Annotated in this window: 21 protein-coding genes; 20 read left to right on the top strand and 1 reads right to left on the bottom strand. The window is 40.5% G+C overall.

What is annotated here, in order from left to right; genetic code table 11:
- The 13 genes from U9Q08_04350 to U9Q08_04290 all read left to right on the top strand — a co-directional run.
- On the top strand, positions 1-312 hold a 312-nt coding region (locus U9Q08_04350; protein MEA3328940.1), incomplete at its 5' end, for a site-specific integrase.
- A gap of 212 nt (positions 313-524) precedes the next feature.
- On the top strand, positions 525-884 hold the full coding sequence (locus tag U9Q08_04345) for a hypothetical protein (GenBank protein ID MEA3328939.1): 360 nt from the start codon (positions 525-527) through the stop codon (positions 882-884).
- A gap of 46 nt (positions 885-930) precedes the next feature.
- Complete coding sequence (locus U9Q08_04340; GenBank protein ID MEA3328938.1) at positions 931-2,796, top strand: amino acid permease; 1,866 nt, start codon at positions 931-933, stop codon at positions 2,794-2,796.
- A gap of 10 nt (positions 2,797-2,806) precedes the next feature.
- A complete protein-coding gene (locus U9Q08_04335; GenBank protein MEA3328937.1) occupies positions 2,807-3,019 on the top strand; it encodes a hypothetical protein in 213 nt (70 codons plus the stop codon).
- Positions 3,020-3,044: 25 nt separating this feature from the next.
- The gene (locus U9Q08_04330) at positions 3,045-3,866 is read left to right on the top strand and encodes a site-2 protease family protein (GenBank protein ID MEA3328936.1); all 822 of its coding nucleotides are present in this window, start codon (positions 3,045-3,047) and stop codon (positions 3,864-3,866) included.
- Between the two features lie 98 nt (positions 3,867-3,964).
- Positions 3,965-4,696 (top strand): YiiX/YebB-like N1pC/P60 family cysteine hydrolase, encoded by a 732-nt coding sequence (locus U9Q08_04325; protein MEA3328935.1) that lies wholly within the window; start codon positions 3,965-3,967, stop codon positions 4,694-4,696.
- 305 nt (positions 4,697-5,001) lie between these two features.
- Complete coding sequence (locus U9Q08_04320; protein ID MEA3328934.1) at positions 5,002-5,583, top strand: class I SAM-dependent methyltransferase; 582 nt, start codon at positions 5,002-5,004, stop codon at positions 5,581-5,583.
- An 81-nt stretch (positions 5,584-5,664) separates the two neighbouring features.
- A complete protein-coding gene (locus tag U9Q08_04315; protein MEA3328933.1) occupies positions 5,665-5,979 on the top strand; it encodes a hypothetical protein in 315 nt (104 codons plus the stop codon).
- A gap of 90 nt (positions 5,980-6,069) precedes the next feature.
- On the top strand, positions 6,070-6,900 hold the full coding sequence (locus U9Q08_04310) for an Mrp/NBP35 family ATP-binding protein (protein ID MEA3328932.1): 831 nt from the start codon (positions 6,070-6,072) through the stop codon (positions 6,898-6,900).
- A 27-nt stretch (positions 6,901-6,927) separates the two neighbouring features.
- Complete coding sequence (locus U9Q08_04305; GenBank protein ID MEA3328931.1) at positions 6,928-7,494, top strand: class I SAM-dependent methyltransferase; 567 nt, start codon at positions 6,928-6,930, stop codon at positions 7,492-7,494.
- Between the two features lies 1 nt (position 7,495).
- A complete protein-coding gene (locus U9Q08_04300) occupies positions 7,496-7,996 on the top strand; it encodes an NUDIX hydrolase (protein MEA3328930.1) in 501 nt (166 codons plus the stop codon).
- Positions 7,997-8,063: 67 nt separating this feature from the next.
- Complete coding sequence (locus U9Q08_04295; GenBank protein ID MEA3328929.1) at positions 8,064-8,420, top strand: 4Fe-4S binding protein; 357 nt, start codon at positions 8,064-8,066, stop codon at positions 8,418-8,420.
- Between the two features lie 21 nt (positions 8,421-8,441).
- The gene (locus U9Q08_04290) at positions 8,442-8,984 is read left to right on the top strand and encodes a DUF1684 domain-containing protein (protein MEA3328928.1); all 543 of its coding nucleotides are present in this window, start codon (positions 8,442-8,444) and stop codon (positions 8,982-8,984) included.
- 1 nt (position 8,985) lies between these two features.
- On the opposite strand, the gene U9Q08_04285 is transcribed toward U9Q08_04290, so the two are convergent.
- Positions 8,986-9,405, bottom strand: a complete 420-nt coding sequence (locus U9Q08_04285; protein ID MEA3328927.1) for a hypothetical protein — start codon at positions 9,403-9,405, stop codon at positions 8,986-8,988.
- A gap of 206 nt (positions 9,406-9,611) precedes the next feature.
- Between U9Q08_04285 and purB the strand changes: the two genes are divergently transcribed.
- From purB to rpiB, 7 genes are all read left to right on the top strand, one after another.
- Entirely contained in the window at positions 9,612-10,910 is a 1,299-nt protein-coding gene (purB, locus tag U9Q08_04280; GenBank protein MEA3328926.1) for an adenylosuccinate lyase, read from the top strand.
- Between the two features lie 23 nt (positions 10,911-10,933).
- Positions 10,934-11,644, top strand: coding sequence for a phosphoribosylaminoimidazolesuccinocarboxamide synthase (purC, locus tag U9Q08_04275; GenBank protein MEA3328925.1), 711 nt, complete (start codon positions 10,934-10,936; stop codon positions 11,642-11,644).
- 80 nt (positions 11,645-11,724) lie between these two features.
- Complete coding sequence (gene purM / locus U9Q08_04270) at positions 11,725-12,735, top strand: phosphoribosylformylglycinamidine cyclo-ligase (protein ID MEA3328924.1); 1,011 nt, start codon at positions 11,725-11,727, stop codon at positions 12,733-12,735.
- Complete coding sequence (gene purD / locus U9Q08_04265; protein ID MEA3328923.1) at positions 12,732-14,018, top strand: phosphoribosylamine--glycine ligase; 1,287 nt, start codon at positions 12,732-12,734, stop codon at positions 14,016-14,018. Before purM ends, purD begins: the two co-directional genes overlap by 4 nt.
- Positions 14,019-14,110: 92 nt before the next feature.
- Complete coding sequence (gene purE / locus U9Q08_04260; GenBank protein MEA3328922.1) at positions 14,111-14,581, top strand: 5-(carboxyamino)imidazole ribonucleotide mutase; 471 nt, start codon at positions 14,111-14,113, stop codon at positions 14,579-14,581.
- Positions 14,582-14,596: 15 nt separating this feature from the next.
- On the top strand, positions 14,597-15,628 hold the full coding sequence (locus tag U9Q08_04255; GenBank protein MEA3328921.1) for an L-threonylcarbamoyladenylate synthase: 1,032 nt from the start codon (positions 14,597-14,599) through the stop codon (positions 15,626-15,628).
- 1 nt (position 15,629) lies between these two features.
- Positions 15,630-16,079: ribose 5-phosphate isomerase B (gene rpiB / locus U9Q08_04250; protein ID MEA3328920.1), on the top strand; the 450-nt coding region annotated here is incomplete at its 3' end.

Raw genomic sequence — 16,079 nt, 5'->3', positions numbered from 1 at the left:
AAGCTTAAAGGAAATAGTGAGTATATCTTCACTCAACCAAACGATAAGAAATTCTCAGGCACACAAATCTTTAGATTTGTTATAACTAATTTCTTAAAGGAATTGGCGGTTAAGGGCCATTTGCATAAGTTCAGAGACACGTACGCAAGTTATTCCATAGCCTGCGGCGTAGATATTGCAAAAGTACAGTCCAGATTAGGCCACGAGAGTCTTAGAGAAACGGATAGATATGCTATGGCTATCAATGAGCCGATAGCAAGTGATATAAAAAGTGTGTTTGTAGGGAACGGGGGAGAGTTGCAAAATGGGTAGCAATATGATAGAATCATGCTCAGAGTTGATAACAGGTGGTTCTCAGCCATCAGACACGGGTTCGAATCCCGTTGGGGCTACCAAATTTGTAACCAGCCGTAATTTCGTGAGTTACACGAGATTACGGCTTTTTTCATTCCAACTCCCACGGAGTTCCGGGGATACCATACTTAATTATTGAAAGCAAGTAACAAATCTGCTATATTAGACACATGCCAAGAATAGCTCGTCTAGTAGTTCCGGGATATCCTCACCATATAATCCAGCGTGGTAATCGTAGGCAGGATGTATTTTTCAGTAATGAAGATAAAATAGTCTATATTGACTATCTTCACACTTATGCTAAAGAAGCAGGAAAAGATAAATTGCTTTCTGACCATTTTTTAATTTCAGAAATAAAAGATTGGTCAGCATACTTGTCTGAAGAAGATAAGCAGGAAGATGTAAATATTTTGCAAAAACATTCAAACACAGGAAGGCCATTAGGTGGAATAAAATTCATTGAAAAAATAGAAAAACTTGCTGGAAGGGCTTTAAAAAAGAAGAAGCCGGGGCCAAAAAGGAATAATTAAGTATGGTGTCCCCCGAACTTTTTTTTGATTTGAGATAAGAAAAGATATGCGTAATAAAAGATTGATTCGGCAACTCAATGGTATTGATATATTCTGCATTGCAACCGGTGCAATGATTAGCTCAGGTCTGTTTATTCTTCCCGGCCTGATTTATGCCAGGGTTGGTCCGGCGGTAATTTTAGTTTATATTTTAGCGGGTATATTTATGCTGCCTGCTTTGTTTGCCAAGGCTGAACTGGCTACTGCTATGCCCAAGGCAGGAGGAAGTTATTTTTTTATCGAGCGCAGTATGGGCTCGGCAGCCGGCGCAATAGGCGGGTTTGCCAGCTGGTTTTCAATCAGCCTTAAGAGCGCATTTGCCTTAGTTGGCATTGGCGCGTTTGCGACATTAATCAATCCGGATATTACCCAGTGGCAGATTAAGCTCATTGCTGTTACATTCTGCATACTCTTTACGGTTCTTAACCTGATAAGTGTCAAATTTACAGGGAGGTTCCAGGTTTTTTTTGTAATTTTACTTATCGGCCTGCTATTTCTGTACATCTTTCGTGGATTAGGGTCAATCGATATTCAAAGATATACATTGGTTATGCCGCTGGATAGACGCATATTATTTGCGGCAGTGGGCATGATTTTTATATCATTTGGAGGCCTCACAAAAATTGCCAGTGTCGGTGAAGAAGTCAAAAATCCGGCAAAGACTATTCCTTACGGGATGATATTGGCTTTTTGCGTAGTTTTACTGCTTTATGGCTTAAGCGTTTTTGTAACCGTGGGCCTGCTCGATAAAGGAGAATTTGCAAATTCACTTACCCCGTTATCAACCGGCGGATATAAAATTTTCGGCGCAATTGGCAGCATAATTATGGCATTTGCAGGAACAATTGCTTTTATTTCTACAGCTAACGCCGGGATCTTGAGCGCGTCGCGTTTTCCCATGGCAATGGGTCGTGACCAGCTCTTGCCGGGATTCTTTACAAAGGTAAATAAACGATTTAATACCCCGCATTTCTCGATAATATTTACCGCGGGCTTCATGCTGACAGTCATACTTTTTTTGGACCTTGAAAACCTTATCAAAGTGGCTTCGACAATGAAAATTATACTGTTTATATTCGTGCTTCTGGCCTGTATTATTATGAGGGAATCAAGAATCTTAAATTATAAACCGGCGTTTGTTTCTCCGCTATATCCCTGGCTGCAGATAGCCGGACTTATTGCTTATGGCTTTTTCTTGTATGAAATGGGCAGTGTTGCGCTTTTAACAGGAGGTGGATTTATTCTTTTAAGCATTTTATGGTATAAATTTTATATTCGCGGAAAAGCTGTGCGTAAGTCTGCCCTGGTTCACATTGTTGAGCGTGTTATTGCCAGGGAAATAGCCGGTGATTCATTAAGTGATGAGTTACATGAAATTTTGAAAGAGCGTGATGATATAATTGAAGATAGGTTCGATAAACTGGTAAAAAGATGCGAAATAATTGATATTGGCAGACGAATTGCGTTGAAAGAATTTTTTACAATTGCTGCCGACAAAATTGCCCGGCGATTGGACATTAACCCTAAACAACTGCTTGACTGTTTTATTGCCCGCGAGAAAGAATCAACAACAGAGGTGCGGCCGGGACTGGCAATTCCCCATATAACTGTTGACGGTGAACATAAGTTCGAATTGGTGATAGCAAGATGCGAGTCCGGCATTAATTTTACGCAAGACCTGCCTCCGGTTTATGCTTTTTTTGTATTGGTTGGTTCGCGCGACGAAAGAAACTTTCATTTGCGCGCCCTATCAGCAATTGCCCAAATTGCCCAGAGTACGGATTTCGACAAAGAGTGGCTGCGGGCCAAAAACACCGATGAACTGCGCGATATTATACTTCTTGCCCGAAGGCGCCGGGAAAAAGGTGTGTAAGGAGGAATGTATGCAAACCGGAATGTTCATTAATAAATTAAACGAAGTTTTTAAGCAGCAATTAAAGAAAGATGAGTCTTTGGATCCCTATCAGGAGGGGATTAAACTGGCTGAAGAACAAATAACCAGTCAACGCGCCTATAAAAAACTCAAGGAATTGATAAAGCTTTCCAATAAATTGTACCGTTTGCGATTTCTCGCGCCAAAGTGCCCCTTTTTTTAAGATTAAAGGTGTTCCTTAACATAAAATGAAACGAAATAAGCTTATAATTATTTTTATATTATTTATTTGGTTTACTATTGCCATTTGCCGGGATTCTTATGCCGACAGTAAACTCGGTTTTTTTATTGACGGAAAAACTATGGCGATAGAAAAGTTTCATGATGTTTCCGGCAAAGAATGTAACAGCCCCGCCAAAAAAGCCGGTCTTAAAATAGGCGATATAATTAAAGAAGTAAACGGTGTAATGGTTATAAACTTTTCGGACTTTGATAATGTCATGAAAGGAATTCTGCCTGATAAGATAATTCCGGTAAAAATTGAGAGGAAGGGAAGAGAGAAAACATATAAAGTAAAAACCGTGAAAAACTTTACCCCCGAGGTAGGATTTGTTCTGGATAGTTTAGCAAAGGGTGAAAGGATTTCATTGGCTGTTATAATCGCTAAAGTATCAAATGCAATTATCTTGCCGCCCAATGTTAATTTGGATGAATGGAAGAAGGGCATTGTTTCACAATTAGAATATGGTTTCGAATCTACCTATGTGCAATGTAGAGATGTGTATAATAATTTTTCCTTAGTGGATAGAAATAAAATAAGAAAAATCCTGGACGAATTGGATTTTCAAACTACTGATTATGTATCGAACGCAACAAGAATTAGGATAGGAGAATTAACCGGCGCTACACATCTATTGATAGTAGAGTTTAACCGTTTCCCCCGGACCTATAGGGATTATATGGACATAATTTCAAAAAAATTGATTGACATAAGAACCGGAGAGGTTTTAACAAGCATTAGTGTAAATCAACATTACAGTTCTGGCGGACGTATCCAAAAGGTTGAATAAATATAGTACTCTGTGAAATAGATAAAATATGTGTAGTTTACTGATTCGTGTAGTCGATATACTATTAAACAATGACTATGGTGTCCCCCGAACTTATTATGAATCAAAAGATGAAAATTAATAAAGCAATAATAGGGCCAATGGTTGCTCTTCTGGCCGTGATTGTTTTCGTTACCGGGTGTAACCAAGACTTACTTCAGAAGAATCCGGTATTTATCCTTCATCCGGGTGATTTGCTCTTCCAGGATCTTGACTGCGGGCCTTTTTGCGACGCAATCGAAAAAGTCACAACAGGATATAAAAGGGCAAATTTGTCACATATTGGTATTGTTGCCGACGGCGATCATGGCAATGTTGTCGTGATTGAAGCCCTGCTTACCGGTGTAGAAGTTACACCGATTGATACTTTTCTCGATCGCAGCCACGATACAAACGGCCGGCCAAAAGTCTTGGTAGGGCGGCTAATTCCAAAGCATCGCTGCCTGATACCTTTTGTCCTCAGGGAAGCGCTTGCGCTTAAGGGGAAGCCTTACGATAAGCTATTCGGCATCGACAACGATGCTTATTATTGCTCAGAGTTGGTCTACCATTGCTTTTTGAAAGCCAACAACGGCAAGCCGATTTTTGAATTACAACCAATGACATTTATGGATCCCAAAACGGGAAAAACTTTTCCTGTCTGGAAGGAATACTTTGAACAACTAAAGGCGCCGATTCCGCAAGGTAATTTGGGTATAAACCCCGGCGATATTTCCCGTTCACATATTTTAACTATCATTCATGCTTATGGCGCCCCAAGCAGCCGGGAACTGGAAAAAAGACAAAAATAATATCAATATACCCGTAGTAGGGACAGGTTTGTAACCTGTCCTTTTTGTTTCCGGGTAATTATTAAGCCACCAGACAGAAATGTCTTGATAATATGTCGCAAAAAGTATATACTTTTTGCGACACCAAAAACGGAGAATATAAAGTAACGAGGGCTGTCTCCCCAAGGGGACAGGCTAGGTAGTTGTAATTAGGTGTCAATAAAAAGGTTAAAGTTTCGATTTTTAAAAAGGGTGTTCCCTTAAGGCACGGCCCCCATTTCCAGCCCCCATTTCGGCCCTAAAATTAAATAAAATAGGATAGAAAAATGCAAAAGAATAAACAGAAGCCAATGCCCTGGATTGCTTTTAAAATAATATTTTTGATCATGAATATCAAAAAGAAATTTAGAAATATTGATGAAGAGATCAGTTTAGCGGGAATACAGAGGGGGGATTATATTCTGGATTTTGGCTGTGGATTTGGATTTAACACATTTCCTGCGGCACAACAAGCCGGATATAATGGTAAAGTTTTTGCGGTAGATATTAATCCGCGTGCAATTAAGATGGTCAAAGAAAAAAGCAAAAATAACAACCTTAAAAACATTGAAGTTATCCTTTCCGATTGCGATACAGACCTTGAGGATAAAAAGATCGATATTGTTTATTTACACAATACATTACCCCTCATAAAAGACAAACAGCGAGTTTTGGATGAAATAAACCGTGTTTTGAAAGTTGGCGGAAAATTATCTTATATGAGCAGGGCTTTTTCACGTATTGCCGGGAAGGATTCAATGAATGGTGAAAGATTGAAAAATAATTTGGAAGCTGACAATAAGTTTAAGCTGGTCAAAGAAAAAAATGGGCATTTAATATTTGAAAAATTAGAAAAGAAAGATGTATAATAAAATGTTATAGCTACTTTGCTTTGTAAAATTGCTAAGCTTAAGTGTCAGAGTTTAAAAAACAAAAAGGAGAAAGGAATTATGGTGGATAATGTGCCTCGAAAAAAACGTAGTATGTTTGTGAGAATTTTAGTATCACTTCTTTGGCTTATCCCCATCGTTATAGTTACTAATATTCTTATTGGTACTATTGTGGGTGGTATTGCCGGAGCTCAACTTTCACTTGTTGGTAGTACAGTTAGTGATTCATCGTCAGCCGGCTATACTGCGGGGAAAAATGCGTCTATAGAATTTTTTCAAAAATATGGATTAATCACATTTGTCTGTCAATTTATTTTATGGATAACGCTATCTATAACCGGTAAATTACCTGGAACAAATAAATTTGTTAAATAATATAGACCGGGTTTGGGCGGACAGCCATTTTTAATCTTAGGCAAACGAAGTATACCCAATCAAAACAGAAAATATGAGGGGTGATTGTCTATGCAGGAGACAGAAAGAAAAAAACAGCAATTAGAACAAAATAAACGGCTTGAGAAGAATCTGTCCAGGATCAAGAATAAGTTAATGGTTATCAGTGGAAAGGGCGGGGTTGGTAAAACCACTGTGGCGGTTAATATAGCATATGGGCTGGCTATTAAAGGGAATAAGGTGGGCATTTTGGATGTAGATATTCATGGCCCCAACATTGCCAAGATGTTAGGCATTGAAGGCAAAGAAATTACAGGTTCTGATTTAGGAATAGAGCCTGTCGGAGTTTTGCCGGGTTTGAAAGCAGTAAGCCTTGCTTTAATCGGGGAGAATAGAGACCAACCGATTATATGGCGTGGGCCTCTTAAGATGCTGACCATAAAACAGTTTTTAAGTGATGTAAATTGGGGTATGCTTGACTATTTGATTATAGATTCACCTCCCGGCACGGGTGATGAACCGTTGAGTATTTGCCAGCTTATTCCGGATATAAATGGCGCTGTTGTTGTTACAACCCCTCAGGATGTGGCGGTCTTAGATGCCAGGAAAAGTGTTTTATTTGCAAAGGAATTAAATGTAACGGTTGTTGGGATAATCGAAAATATGAGCTCATTTTTATGTCCCCATTGCAGGAAAGAAATAGATTTGTTTGGAACAGGGGGCGGGGAGAAAGCCGCTTATGACCTGAAAGTGCCGTTTCTGGGCAGGATTCCTGTTGAGCCTGAGATAATAAAGTTTGGAGATTCAGGCAGGCCGTTTATAGAATTTAAGAAAGATACGGAAGGTGCTAAAATTATGACTGAGATAATAAATAAAATTACAAATAACCTGAATAAAGATTAAGGGTTTATTGTGCCGGTTTTTAAACATATGATGAAAAAAGATCTTAAAAAATGGATAGAACGAGACGGTATAAAATTCCTAAAAGAAATCGGTGTTAAAAAAGACCAAAATTTATTGGATTTTGGCTGTGGTGAAGGCCATTACGCAATTCCTGCATCAAAAATAGCGGGCAAAAACGGCAGGGTATATGCCCTGGACAAAGATAAGAGTATTTTGGATAAACTAAAAGAGTTATTCAAGCGGAACAATATAGAAAATATTAGTCTAATAAACGGAAATTCAAAGATCCCTTTAGAGGGTAAGCTTGTTGATGTGGTTTTATGTTATGATGTTGTCCACTATATAAATAAAAAAGAAAGAGGAGCAGTCTATAAAGAGGTTCATGAGGTCTTAAAAGAAGAAGGACTTTTTTCTGTTTATCCCAAGCATCACAAAAAAGATCTCCCCTCAAATGAATTAGCTGATCTGGATTTAGAAGATATTATAAAAGAGATAGAGGGGTCAGGTTTTGCTCTCAAACATAAATTTTTTAAAACCCTTTTACATGATGAGTATTACAATGAAGGTTGGATATTAAATTTTAGGAAGCGCTGAGATGTTCTGTATTTTTAAATTTTGTCCTTTATGCAAGTATCCGTTACGCCGGGGTGAAGTAGACGGCCGAAAGAGGTTGGTTTGTCAAAAGTGTGGCTGGGTAGATTATAAAAATCCATTACCGGTTGCGGTTTGCGCAGCAATGAATAAAAAGGATAAAATACTTATAGCTAAAAGGAACCTTGAGCCCGGCAAGGGCAGGTGGGCTTTACCCGGCGGATTTGTGGAATGGGATGAAGATCCTGAAACCACCTGCTTGAGGGAGTTAAAGGAAGAAACAGGGATAGATGGAGAAATTACAAGGTTAACAGGAGTTTATATTCAAAAGAGCAGGGAATATGGAAGCTTGCTGGTAATTGGCTATGCGGTTAGTGTATTGCATGAGGATATTTCTATAAATAGCGAGGTGAAAGAAGCAAAATTTGCAGGCCGGAAAGCCATTCCTTATGTCCCTTTTTTAACTCACAGAAAGATCATTGAAGAGGTGTATAAAAAAATATAAAGCAAGTATAGCTAATTTTCGGATAGTTTATGATAAAACAGGAGAAAATTTTTCAGGAGGTGCTAAAATGCCCTGGGTTGATATAGAAAAATGCACTGGCTGCAGAATTTGTGTAGAGAAGTGCCCCATAGACGCAATTTCAGTGAAGGATGAAAAAGCAAAAATAAATATGGATGAATGTATTCATTGTGGTACCTGCCACAGTGTGTGTCCGCAAGGTGCAGTGAAACACGATAGTGAAAAAATACCCGAGAATGTAAAAGCTAATCTAGAGATGACAAAGAGATGTATGGAAGATTGCGCAAAATACCTTGGCGGGAATCCGGCAGAAAAAGATAAATGCTTAAAAAGGATGAAAAAGTATTTCAATAAAGAAAAGGTTATTGCAGAAAAGACCTTGGAGGAGCTCGAGAAGTTGAAGTAACGAAGAAAGGATTAGTTAAAAATGGAAATTTTTAAATGGAAAGAGCAGGTTGAGAAAGAACGCAGGGAAAAGGACGAATTTTTTATCGTTGATCCTAACTCACCAATACCGCTTGAAAACCGTTTTAAATTTGAAGGGCTTAACTATTATTCTTTAAATCAAAGCTACCGGTTTGAGCTCGGCCTTCACGAACACAACGAAAAAAAGACGTTGAATGTAGAGGATACTCGGGGTGAAATACGAAAGTTTGTCAGATGGGGAGAATTTCGTTTCAAAATTGATGATAAAGAATGTGCGATCCAGGCTTATAAGGTTGATGCTGATAATCAGCGGTTATTTGTTCCTTTTCGGGATAAGACATCCGGTAAAGAAACTTATGGAGCGGGGCGTTATCTTGATCTTCTGCCGGAAGGGGATGTTAATCGTAACGAAAAATGGGCTCTTGATTTCAACAGGGCCTACAACCCGTTTTGTGCTTATAATGAGGATTACGTTTGTCCTTTAGTACCGCCGGAAAACTGGCTTGATGTAGAGATACAAGCTGGTGAAAAAAACTCATCTTAGGTTACTTTTTTTCTTCTTTAACTTTATTTTCAACTTCTTTATCTTTTGCCTCTTTGGCTTTAGTCTCAACCTGCTTGGCTTTTGCTTCAGCCTCAGCCTTGCTTTTTGCTTCAGCCTCAGCCTTGGCCTTATTCACAGAGGTCTTCCAGCATTTCTTACCGCAAAAATATCTGCCGTTTCTATAATACCAGGATTTTTGACTTAAGGGTTTGTTGCATTGTGAACAATTATTTGGCTTTTCTATTTTGGGAGGAGCCTGCTTTTTTTCTTTTTCCTCCGGTTTTGTCTCGGGTTGTTTTTCTTGTTTGGTTTTTTCCTGCGGAGCCGGCTTTTGTTCTTCCGGCTTTGTCTCCGGCTTTGTTTCGGGTTTTTGTTCTTTCTCGGGTTCTTTGTCTGGAATAGTCTTTTGTTCTTCGGCCATTTTGTATCCTCCATGAGTATGAAGATTGATGAAAAAGTCCTTTAAGACGCTAATTTACGCTAATTAGCGGTAATTAGCGAGTAAGATTAGCGTTAAAGAATAGTTTTTCAGAAACCTCGTATGTTTTGCTTGACTTAAAACACCCCTCATTATATAATCAGCCTCGGTGAAAGTCAAGAAAACTTAACAAAACAGGGGAATTGGCGATGATTAAGCGGTATACCCTTCCTAATATGGGTAAAATATGGGAAGAAGATAATAAGTTCAGGAAATGGTTAGAGGTAGAGATTTTAGCTGTTGAGGCCTTGGCGGAAAGCGGCAAGATACCCCGCAAGGATGCCGTTATTATAAAAAAGAAGGCAAGATTTAATATCGGCCGCATTCGCAAGATCGAGAAAAAAGTCAGGCATGAAACAATTGCTTTTTTGACTAATGTTGCCGAATACGTAGGGCCGTCGGCAAGGTACCTTCACTATGGTCTTACCTCTTACGATGCCTTGGATACTGCCCAGGCAGTACAGATGAAGGAGGCGGGAGATATTATCATTGAAGATATAAAACGGCTTATTCTTGCTTTAAGGTCAAAGGCCAGAAAATATAAACAATTAGTTTGTGTTGGAAGAAGCCACGGAATACACGCTGAACCCACCACCTTTGGCCTCAAGGTGGCCCTTTTCGCTGTAGAGATGGAGAGGAACCTGGAGAGGATGAAGAGGGCAAGAGAGGTTATAAGTGTCGGCAAGGTTTCCGGTGCCGTAGGCACATTCGCAAACGTAGATCCGTCTGTCGAGGCATATGTCTGTAAGAAATTAGGACTGAAGCCGTCCGTCCTTTCTACCCAGGTCGTCTCAAGGGACAGGATCGCCGAATTTCTTTCTACCATAGCTATTATTGCCGGAACACTGGAAAGGCTTGCTACTGAAATAAGGTCCTTACAGAGGACAGAGATCCGGGAAGCTGAAGAGCCCTTTTCCAGCGGCCAGAAAGGCTCTTCTGCCATGCCCCACAAAAGAAACCCGATCATTTCAGAAAGGATATGCGGTCTGGCCAGGGTCTTAAGAGGAAATATGATTGTGGGGGTTGAAAATATTACCCTCTGGAACGAGCGGGACATTTCGCATTCTTCTGCAGAAAGAGTAGTCTTGCCCGACAGCACGATTATCCTGGATTATATCTTGAACAAAGCAATAGACATAGTAAAGGGCCTTACGGTTTACCCTGAAAATATGCGGCAGAATCTTGAGCGGACAAAAGGCCTGGTGTTTTCCGAGCGGCTGATGCTTGAGTTGATCAAAAAAGGCCTTTCAAGAGAAAATGCTTATCGGATTATTCAGCGTAACGCAATGAAAACATGGAAGGAAGAAAAAGAAAAGGATTATAAGGAGCAGCTCCTTTCAGATAAAGAGCTTAGCCGGTATTTAGAACCAGGGGAAGTTTCCGCCTGCTTCGATTTATCCTATCACACCAAAAATATTGATTGGATGTATAAAAAATTAAAGATTTAAAAAAAGCGAAAGAAGATAACAAAATGGAAAAAGGTAAAAAAATATACGAAGGTAAAGCCAAGATACTCTACGAGACCGCAGAGCCTACCCAGCTTATCCAGTCATTTAAAGACGACGCCACCGCCTTTGATGCTACAAAGAAGGGTAGTATTACAGATAAAGGCCTTTGTAATAATAAAATCTCAACAGCTGTATTTAAATTTTTAGAGGTGGAGGGAGTAGAAACCCATTTTGTCGAGTTGTTGAATGACAGGGAAATGCTGGTTAAAAAAGTGGAGATTTTACCGATAGAGGTTACTATCCGCAATCGAGTGGCCGGTGGAATGGCCAAGCTATTAGGGATAGAAGAAGGCAGGGCGTTACAAGAACCAGTCCTGGAATATCACTATAAAGATGATAGTTTACACGATCCCTTAATTAACGAATATCATATCGCGGCTATAAATCTGGCCAGCCCGGAGGAACTCTCCCGGATACAGGATATGACTTTTAAAATAAACAGATTATTGATAGATTATTTCAGCAGGATTGACCTGGAGCTGGTTGATTTTAAGCTTGAATTTGGCAGATTTCAGGGAAGGGTTATCTTAGCTGATGAGATTTCTCCGGATACCTGTAGATTGTGGGATAAAGAAACCGGGAAAAAAATGGACAAGGATAGATTCAGAAGAGACCTTGGCCAGATTGAAGAGACCTATCAGGAAGTTATGAAGCGGGTTCTGAAAAATTGTTAAACCAGAAAATTACAATGAAAATTTTGGAACGCAGATCTGCGAGAATCTGCGTTAAAAATACTTTTTAGCTAAATCAAAAAATGCCCACCTTAACCTATAAAAAGGCCGGAGTTGATATCGATAAAGCAAACCTTTTTGTCGATAAATTAAGCAAAATAGTTAAATCTACTGAACGAAAAGGGGTCTTAGGCCGGATAGGTTCATTTGGGGGATTCTTTGAAATCTCCAAAACATATAAAAATCCGGTTTTAGTATCTTCTTCCGATGGTGTAGGTACAAAATTAAAACTTGCCTTCCTGACGAATAAACATGATACAGTAGGTATTGATCTGGTGGCAATGAATGTTGATGACTGTCTTTGCTGCGGGGCTGAGCCGTTATTTTTTTTGGATTATATAGCCACCGGTAGAATCGATCAGTCCGTCTTACTTGATGTAGTAAAAGGTATAGCCAGAGGATGTAAGGATGCCGGTTGCGCATTGCTCGGCGGAGAAACCGCAGAGATGCCTGATTTTTATAAAGCCGGGGAGTATGACCTTTCGGGTTTTTGTGTCGGCATTGTTGAAAAAGGGCAGATAATCGATGGCTCTAAGATAAAAATGGGCGATAAGGTTATTGGCCTGGCGTCTTCAGGCCTGCATTCTAACGGGTATTCCCTGGTAAGAAAACTTTTTTCGAAAAAAGAGCTTAAAAACAATTCAAATGAATTTTTAAGACCTACCAGAATTTACACCAAACCCGTGCTTTCTCTTGTGAAGAGCAAAGATTACCGGACGTCTTTAACCGGAATAGTCCATATAACCGGAGGAGGATTTATAGATAACATCCCCCGGGTTATACCGCGTGGTTTAGGTGTTGAGGTCTATAAAAACAGCTGGCAGATACCAGCCGTATTTTTAGAAATAAAACAGCGCGCAGGCCTCGATATGCATCAGATGTTTCGGACATTCAATATGGGCGTTGGAATGGCGTTGATCGTAAGGAGTAAGGATGCCGGGCACACGGTAAAGCACCTTAGGAAAAGGTTTAAATTAGCTTGCCGGGTTATTGGAAAAATAGTGAGAGGAAATAAGGAAGTAAAGATATCATGAATGTTCTGGTGGTGGGTTCAGGCGGAAGGGAACATGCCCTGGTCTGGAAGATAAGCCGGAGCCCTAAGGTTGATAAGATATATTGCGCCCCGGGAAATGCCGGAATAGCTGAAATTGCTGAATGTGTAAATATTCAACCCGGCGATATACAAAAACTGGCTGATTTTGCTTTTGCCAACAGAATAGCTTTGACCGTGGTTGGCCCGGAGATTCCTTTGGTTGAAGGTATAGTTGACTTTTTCCAATCCAAAGGACTTAAAATATTTGGCCCTGTTCAAAAAGCAGCGCTTTTAGAGGCAAGCAAAGTCTTTAGTAAAGAAATGATGATTAAATACAATGTGCCTACCGCTAAAGCCGAGATCTTTACCGACAACAATGCCGCAAAGAATTTTCTCCGCGTAACGGATCCTCCATTAGTGATTAAGGCGGATGGATTAGCTGCCGGCAAAGGAGTAATGGTGGCGGCAACCACAAAAGAGGCAGAAAAAGCGATTGGTATTATTATGGAGGAAAAACAGTTCGGAGAAAGCGGAAATCGGATAATCATTGAGGAGTGTTTGAAGGGAGAAGAGGTTTCTTTCATAGTTTTTACAGATGGAGAGAATATTGTCCCAATGGTTACTTCGCAGGACCATAAAAGGGTATACGACGGCGGCAAAGGAAGCAATACCGGAGGCATGGGGGCTTATTCGCCGGCTCCGGTTATAAATGAAAATCTTTCCGGGAAAATTATCGATGAAATAATCAGGCCGATTATTTCAGGACTGGCCGCTGAAGGAATAAGATATAAAGGCGTGCTTTATGCCGGTTTGATGATTACCGATCAAGGCCCGAAGGTTTTGGAGTTTAATGTCCGCTATGGCGATCCAGAGACTCAGGTGATAATGCCTTGCTTAAAGGAAGACCTGGTGGACCTGATGAATGATGTTATAGATAATAAACTTTCACCCAGACAGTTAAGCTGGGAAGACAGGTCATGCGTTTGTGTAACTTGTGCTTCGGGAGGATATCCGGGAAAATATGAAAAAGGTAAGTTAATCTCAGGTTTAGAAGAACTCCGGGATTTAAAAGATATTATGGTATTTCATGCCGGGACAAAAAAACAGGAAGAAAAGGTTGTAACTAATGGCGGCCGGGTGCTCGGCGTTACTGCCTTAGGGAAAGATATAGCACAGGCTGCTAAGCGGGTGTATCAAGCAGTGGAAAAGATTGACTTTGAAGGAATGCACTATCGCAAGGATATCGGCTTGCGGGCGATTGAGAAGAGTGCTATTAAAAAGTAATACACAAAGTTATGGGCTTTGAGCTGTGAGCTATGAACTATGAGCTATGAGCTGAACCCATAGCTCGCAGCCCAATAGGAGTGAGGAATAATATGAGAAAACCGGTTGTAGCTGTACTCATGGGCAGTAAGTCGGATTCAGAAGTAGTAAAAGAATGTCTGGATATCCTGAAAGATTTTGGGATCAGCTATGAATCCATGGTCTGCTCTGCTCACCGGATGCCCGAAAAGACCAGGATGTTTGCAAAAAATGCCAGCCGGAACGGGATAAAGGTTATTATTGCCTGCGCAGGCAAGGCAGCTCATCTGGCCGGTGTGGTAGCCAGCCAGACAACCTTGCCGGTTATCGGCGTACCGATAAAGAGCAAGGTGTTAAAAGGAATAGATTCCTTTCTTTCGACGTTACAGATGCCTGCCGGTGTACCGGTTGCTGCCATGTCTATCGGCAAGTCCGGCGCTAAAAACGCAGCTCTTCTTGCCGCGCAGATTTTAGCGATTACCGATTCGGGGCTTAGGAAAAAACTTATTTTGTACAAGAAAAAATTGGCTGAGCTCACAACTTAATACGCAATAAGTAAAATGCTTTCTACCAAAGTCATAAAAGTCAGTTCTGTTTATCCGGAACCCAAAACCATCAAACAAGCCGCCGGGATACTTTTAAACGGCGGCTTGGTTGCTTTTCCCACAGAAACTGTTTATGGCGTAGGAGCCAGTTTTTTGAATAAACAAGCCATAGAAAAGATATATCAGATTAAAAAAAGAAAAAAGGATAAACCGATTCCTATTCTTGTCGGGGAGATGAGGATTTTAGATGATTTTGTTTCTGTTCTACCGCGGATAGGCTGGAAATTGATCAATAGGTTCTGGCCCGGCCCGCTGACCCTGATTTTAAAAGGAAAAAATGGAGATAAGATCGGTTTTAGAATGCCCTCTAATAGGATTTCCCAGGAACTTTTGTCTATGGCCAATGTTCCGATAGCTGTCTCCAGCGCTAATATATCCGGTAGTCCCTCGCCCACTACGGCTGAGGAGGTCTTAAAAGACCTGAACGGATCGATAGACATGCTAATAGATGGAGGACCTACTTCAATAAAGGTGGAGTCTACGGTGGTTGATCTTACTACTTTCCCGCTGACCATACTGCGGGAGGGAGCGTTATCTAAGGAGCTGATTTTTAAATTTAAAAAGATTATTTTTGTCTGCACCGGAAATATCTGCCGCAGCCCTATGGCCGAGGGACTGCTTCGAAATAAAATAAAACAGCTCGGAAAGAACAAATTAATAGAGATAATCTCAGTCGGGGTATCGGCGCCTTTAGGAATGCAGGCAAGCAGAAATGCCGTTGAAGTGATGAAACAAGAAGGTATTGACATCTCAGGGCATAAATCCAGGCCCCTGGACACATTCCTTATTAAAGATGCGGATTTGATATTTGTTATGGAACCTAAACATAAAGAGGTGGTTCTGGCAAATGTTCCCCAGGCAGCTTCTAAGGTCCATCTTTTGGATATTAGTGACCCGATCGGCGGAGAAATGGAAGCCTATCGTCAGACGCTGAATAGCTTGAAGGACAGATTAACAAAGATATTAAAATTATTGGAGATCGACTAAGATGAGGATTATTATTGGTTCTGACCATGCTGGTTACAGGTTGAAAGAACAAATAAAAAAATCTTTATTAAAAACCAAACACAAAGTTATTGACGCGGGTACCGGAGATTTAGAGTCCTGCGACTATCCGGAATACGGAGTTAAGGCAGCCCGGGCTGTCTCATTAAAAAAAGTTGACCGGGGAATATTGATCTGCGGCACAGGAATAGGCATGTCAATGGTCGCCAATAAATTACCCGGTATAAGGGCTGCCCTTTGCCATAATATGAAGGGAGCCTGTTTAAGCCGTGAGCATAACAATGCCAATATACTGGTGTTAGCTGCAAGATTTACCAGCAAAGATTTAGCTGTCCGGATTACCATGCTCTGGCTTAAAACGGGATTTCACGGCGGGCGCCACCGCCGAAGATTAAAAAAGTTAACTGCCATCGAGAAAAGTAAAAATACCTGG

The organism is Candidatus Omnitrophota bacterium (assembly GCA_034717435.1).
Classification (GTDB): domain Bacteria; phylum Omnitrophota; class JAUWXU01; order JAUWXU01; family JAUWXU01; genus JAYELI01.
The sequence above is the reverse complement of the archived record's forward strand: the minus strand, read 5'-3'. Positions and strand labels throughout refer to the sequence as shown.

Coding starts and splice junctions, on each gene's coding strand:
- purE (MEA3328922.1), top strand. CDS start 14,111: ATGAGAAAACCGGTTGTAGCTGTACTCATGGGCAGTAAGTCGGATTCA.
- U9Q08_04325 (MEA3328935.1), top strand. CDS start 3,965: ATGAATCAAAAGATGAAAATTAATAAAGCAATAATAGGGCCAATGGTT.
- U9Q08_04305 (MEA3328931.1), top strand. CDS start 6,928: ATGATGAAAAAAGATCTTAAAAAATGGATAGAACGAGACGGTATAAAA.
- purC (MEA3328925.1), top strand. CDS start 10,934: ATGGAAAAAGGTAAAAAAATATACGAAGGTAAAGCCAAGATACTCTAC.
- purB (MEA3328926.1), top strand. CDS start 9,612: ATGATTAAGCGGTATACCCTTCCTAATATGGGTAAAATATGGGAAGAA.
- U9Q08_04340 (MEA3328938.1), top strand. CDS start 931: ATGCGTAATAAAAGATTGATTCGGCAACTCAATGGTATTGATATATTC.
- U9Q08_04290 (MEA3328928.1), top strand. CDS start 8,442: ATGGAAATTTTTAAATGGAAAGAGCAGGTTGAGAAAGAACGCAGGGAA.
- U9Q08_04255 (MEA3328921.1), top strand. CDS start 14,597: ATGCTTTCTACCAAAGTCATAAAAGTCAGTTCTGTTTATCCGGAACCC.
- U9Q08_04330 (MEA3328936.1), top strand. CDS start 3,045: ATGAAACGAAATAAGCTTATAATTATTTTTATATTATTTATTTGGTTT.
- purM (MEA3328924.1), top strand. CDS start 11,725: ATGCCCACCTTAACCTATAAAAAGGCCGGAGTTGATATCGATAAAGCA.
- U9Q08_04310 (MEA3328932.1), top strand. CDS start 6,070: ATGCAGGAGACAGAAAGAAAAAAACAGCAATTAGAACAAAATAAACGG.
- purD (MEA3328923.1), top strand. CDS start 12,732: ATGAATGTTCTGGTGGTGGGTTCAGGCGGAAGGGAACATGCCCTGGTC.
- U9Q08_04320 (MEA3328934.1), top strand. CDS start 5,002: ATGCAAAAGAATAAACAGAAGCCAATGCCCTGGATTGCTTTTAAAATA.
- U9Q08_04335 (MEA3328937.1), top strand. CDS start 2,807: ATGCAAACCGGAATGTTCATTAATAAATTAAACGAAGTTTTTAAGCAG.
- U9Q08_04315 (MEA3328933.1), top strand. CDS start 5,665: ATGGTGGATAATGTGCCTCGAAAAAAACGTAGTATGTTTGTGAGAATT.
- U9Q08_04295 (MEA3328929.1), top strand. CDS start 8,064: ATGCCCTGGGTTGATATAGAAAAATGCACTGGCTGCAGAATTTGTGTA.
- U9Q08_04285 (MEA3328927.1), bottom strand. CDS start 9,405: ATGGCCGAAGAACAAAAGACTATTCCAGACAAAGAACCCGAGAAAGAA.
- U9Q08_04345 (MEA3328939.1), top strand. CDS start 525: ATGCCAAGAATAGCTCGTCTAGTAGTTCCGGGATATCCTCACCATATA.
- U9Q08_04300 (MEA3328930.1), top strand. CDS start 7,496: ATGTTCTGTATTTTTAAATTTTGTCCTTTATGCAAGTATCCGTTACGC.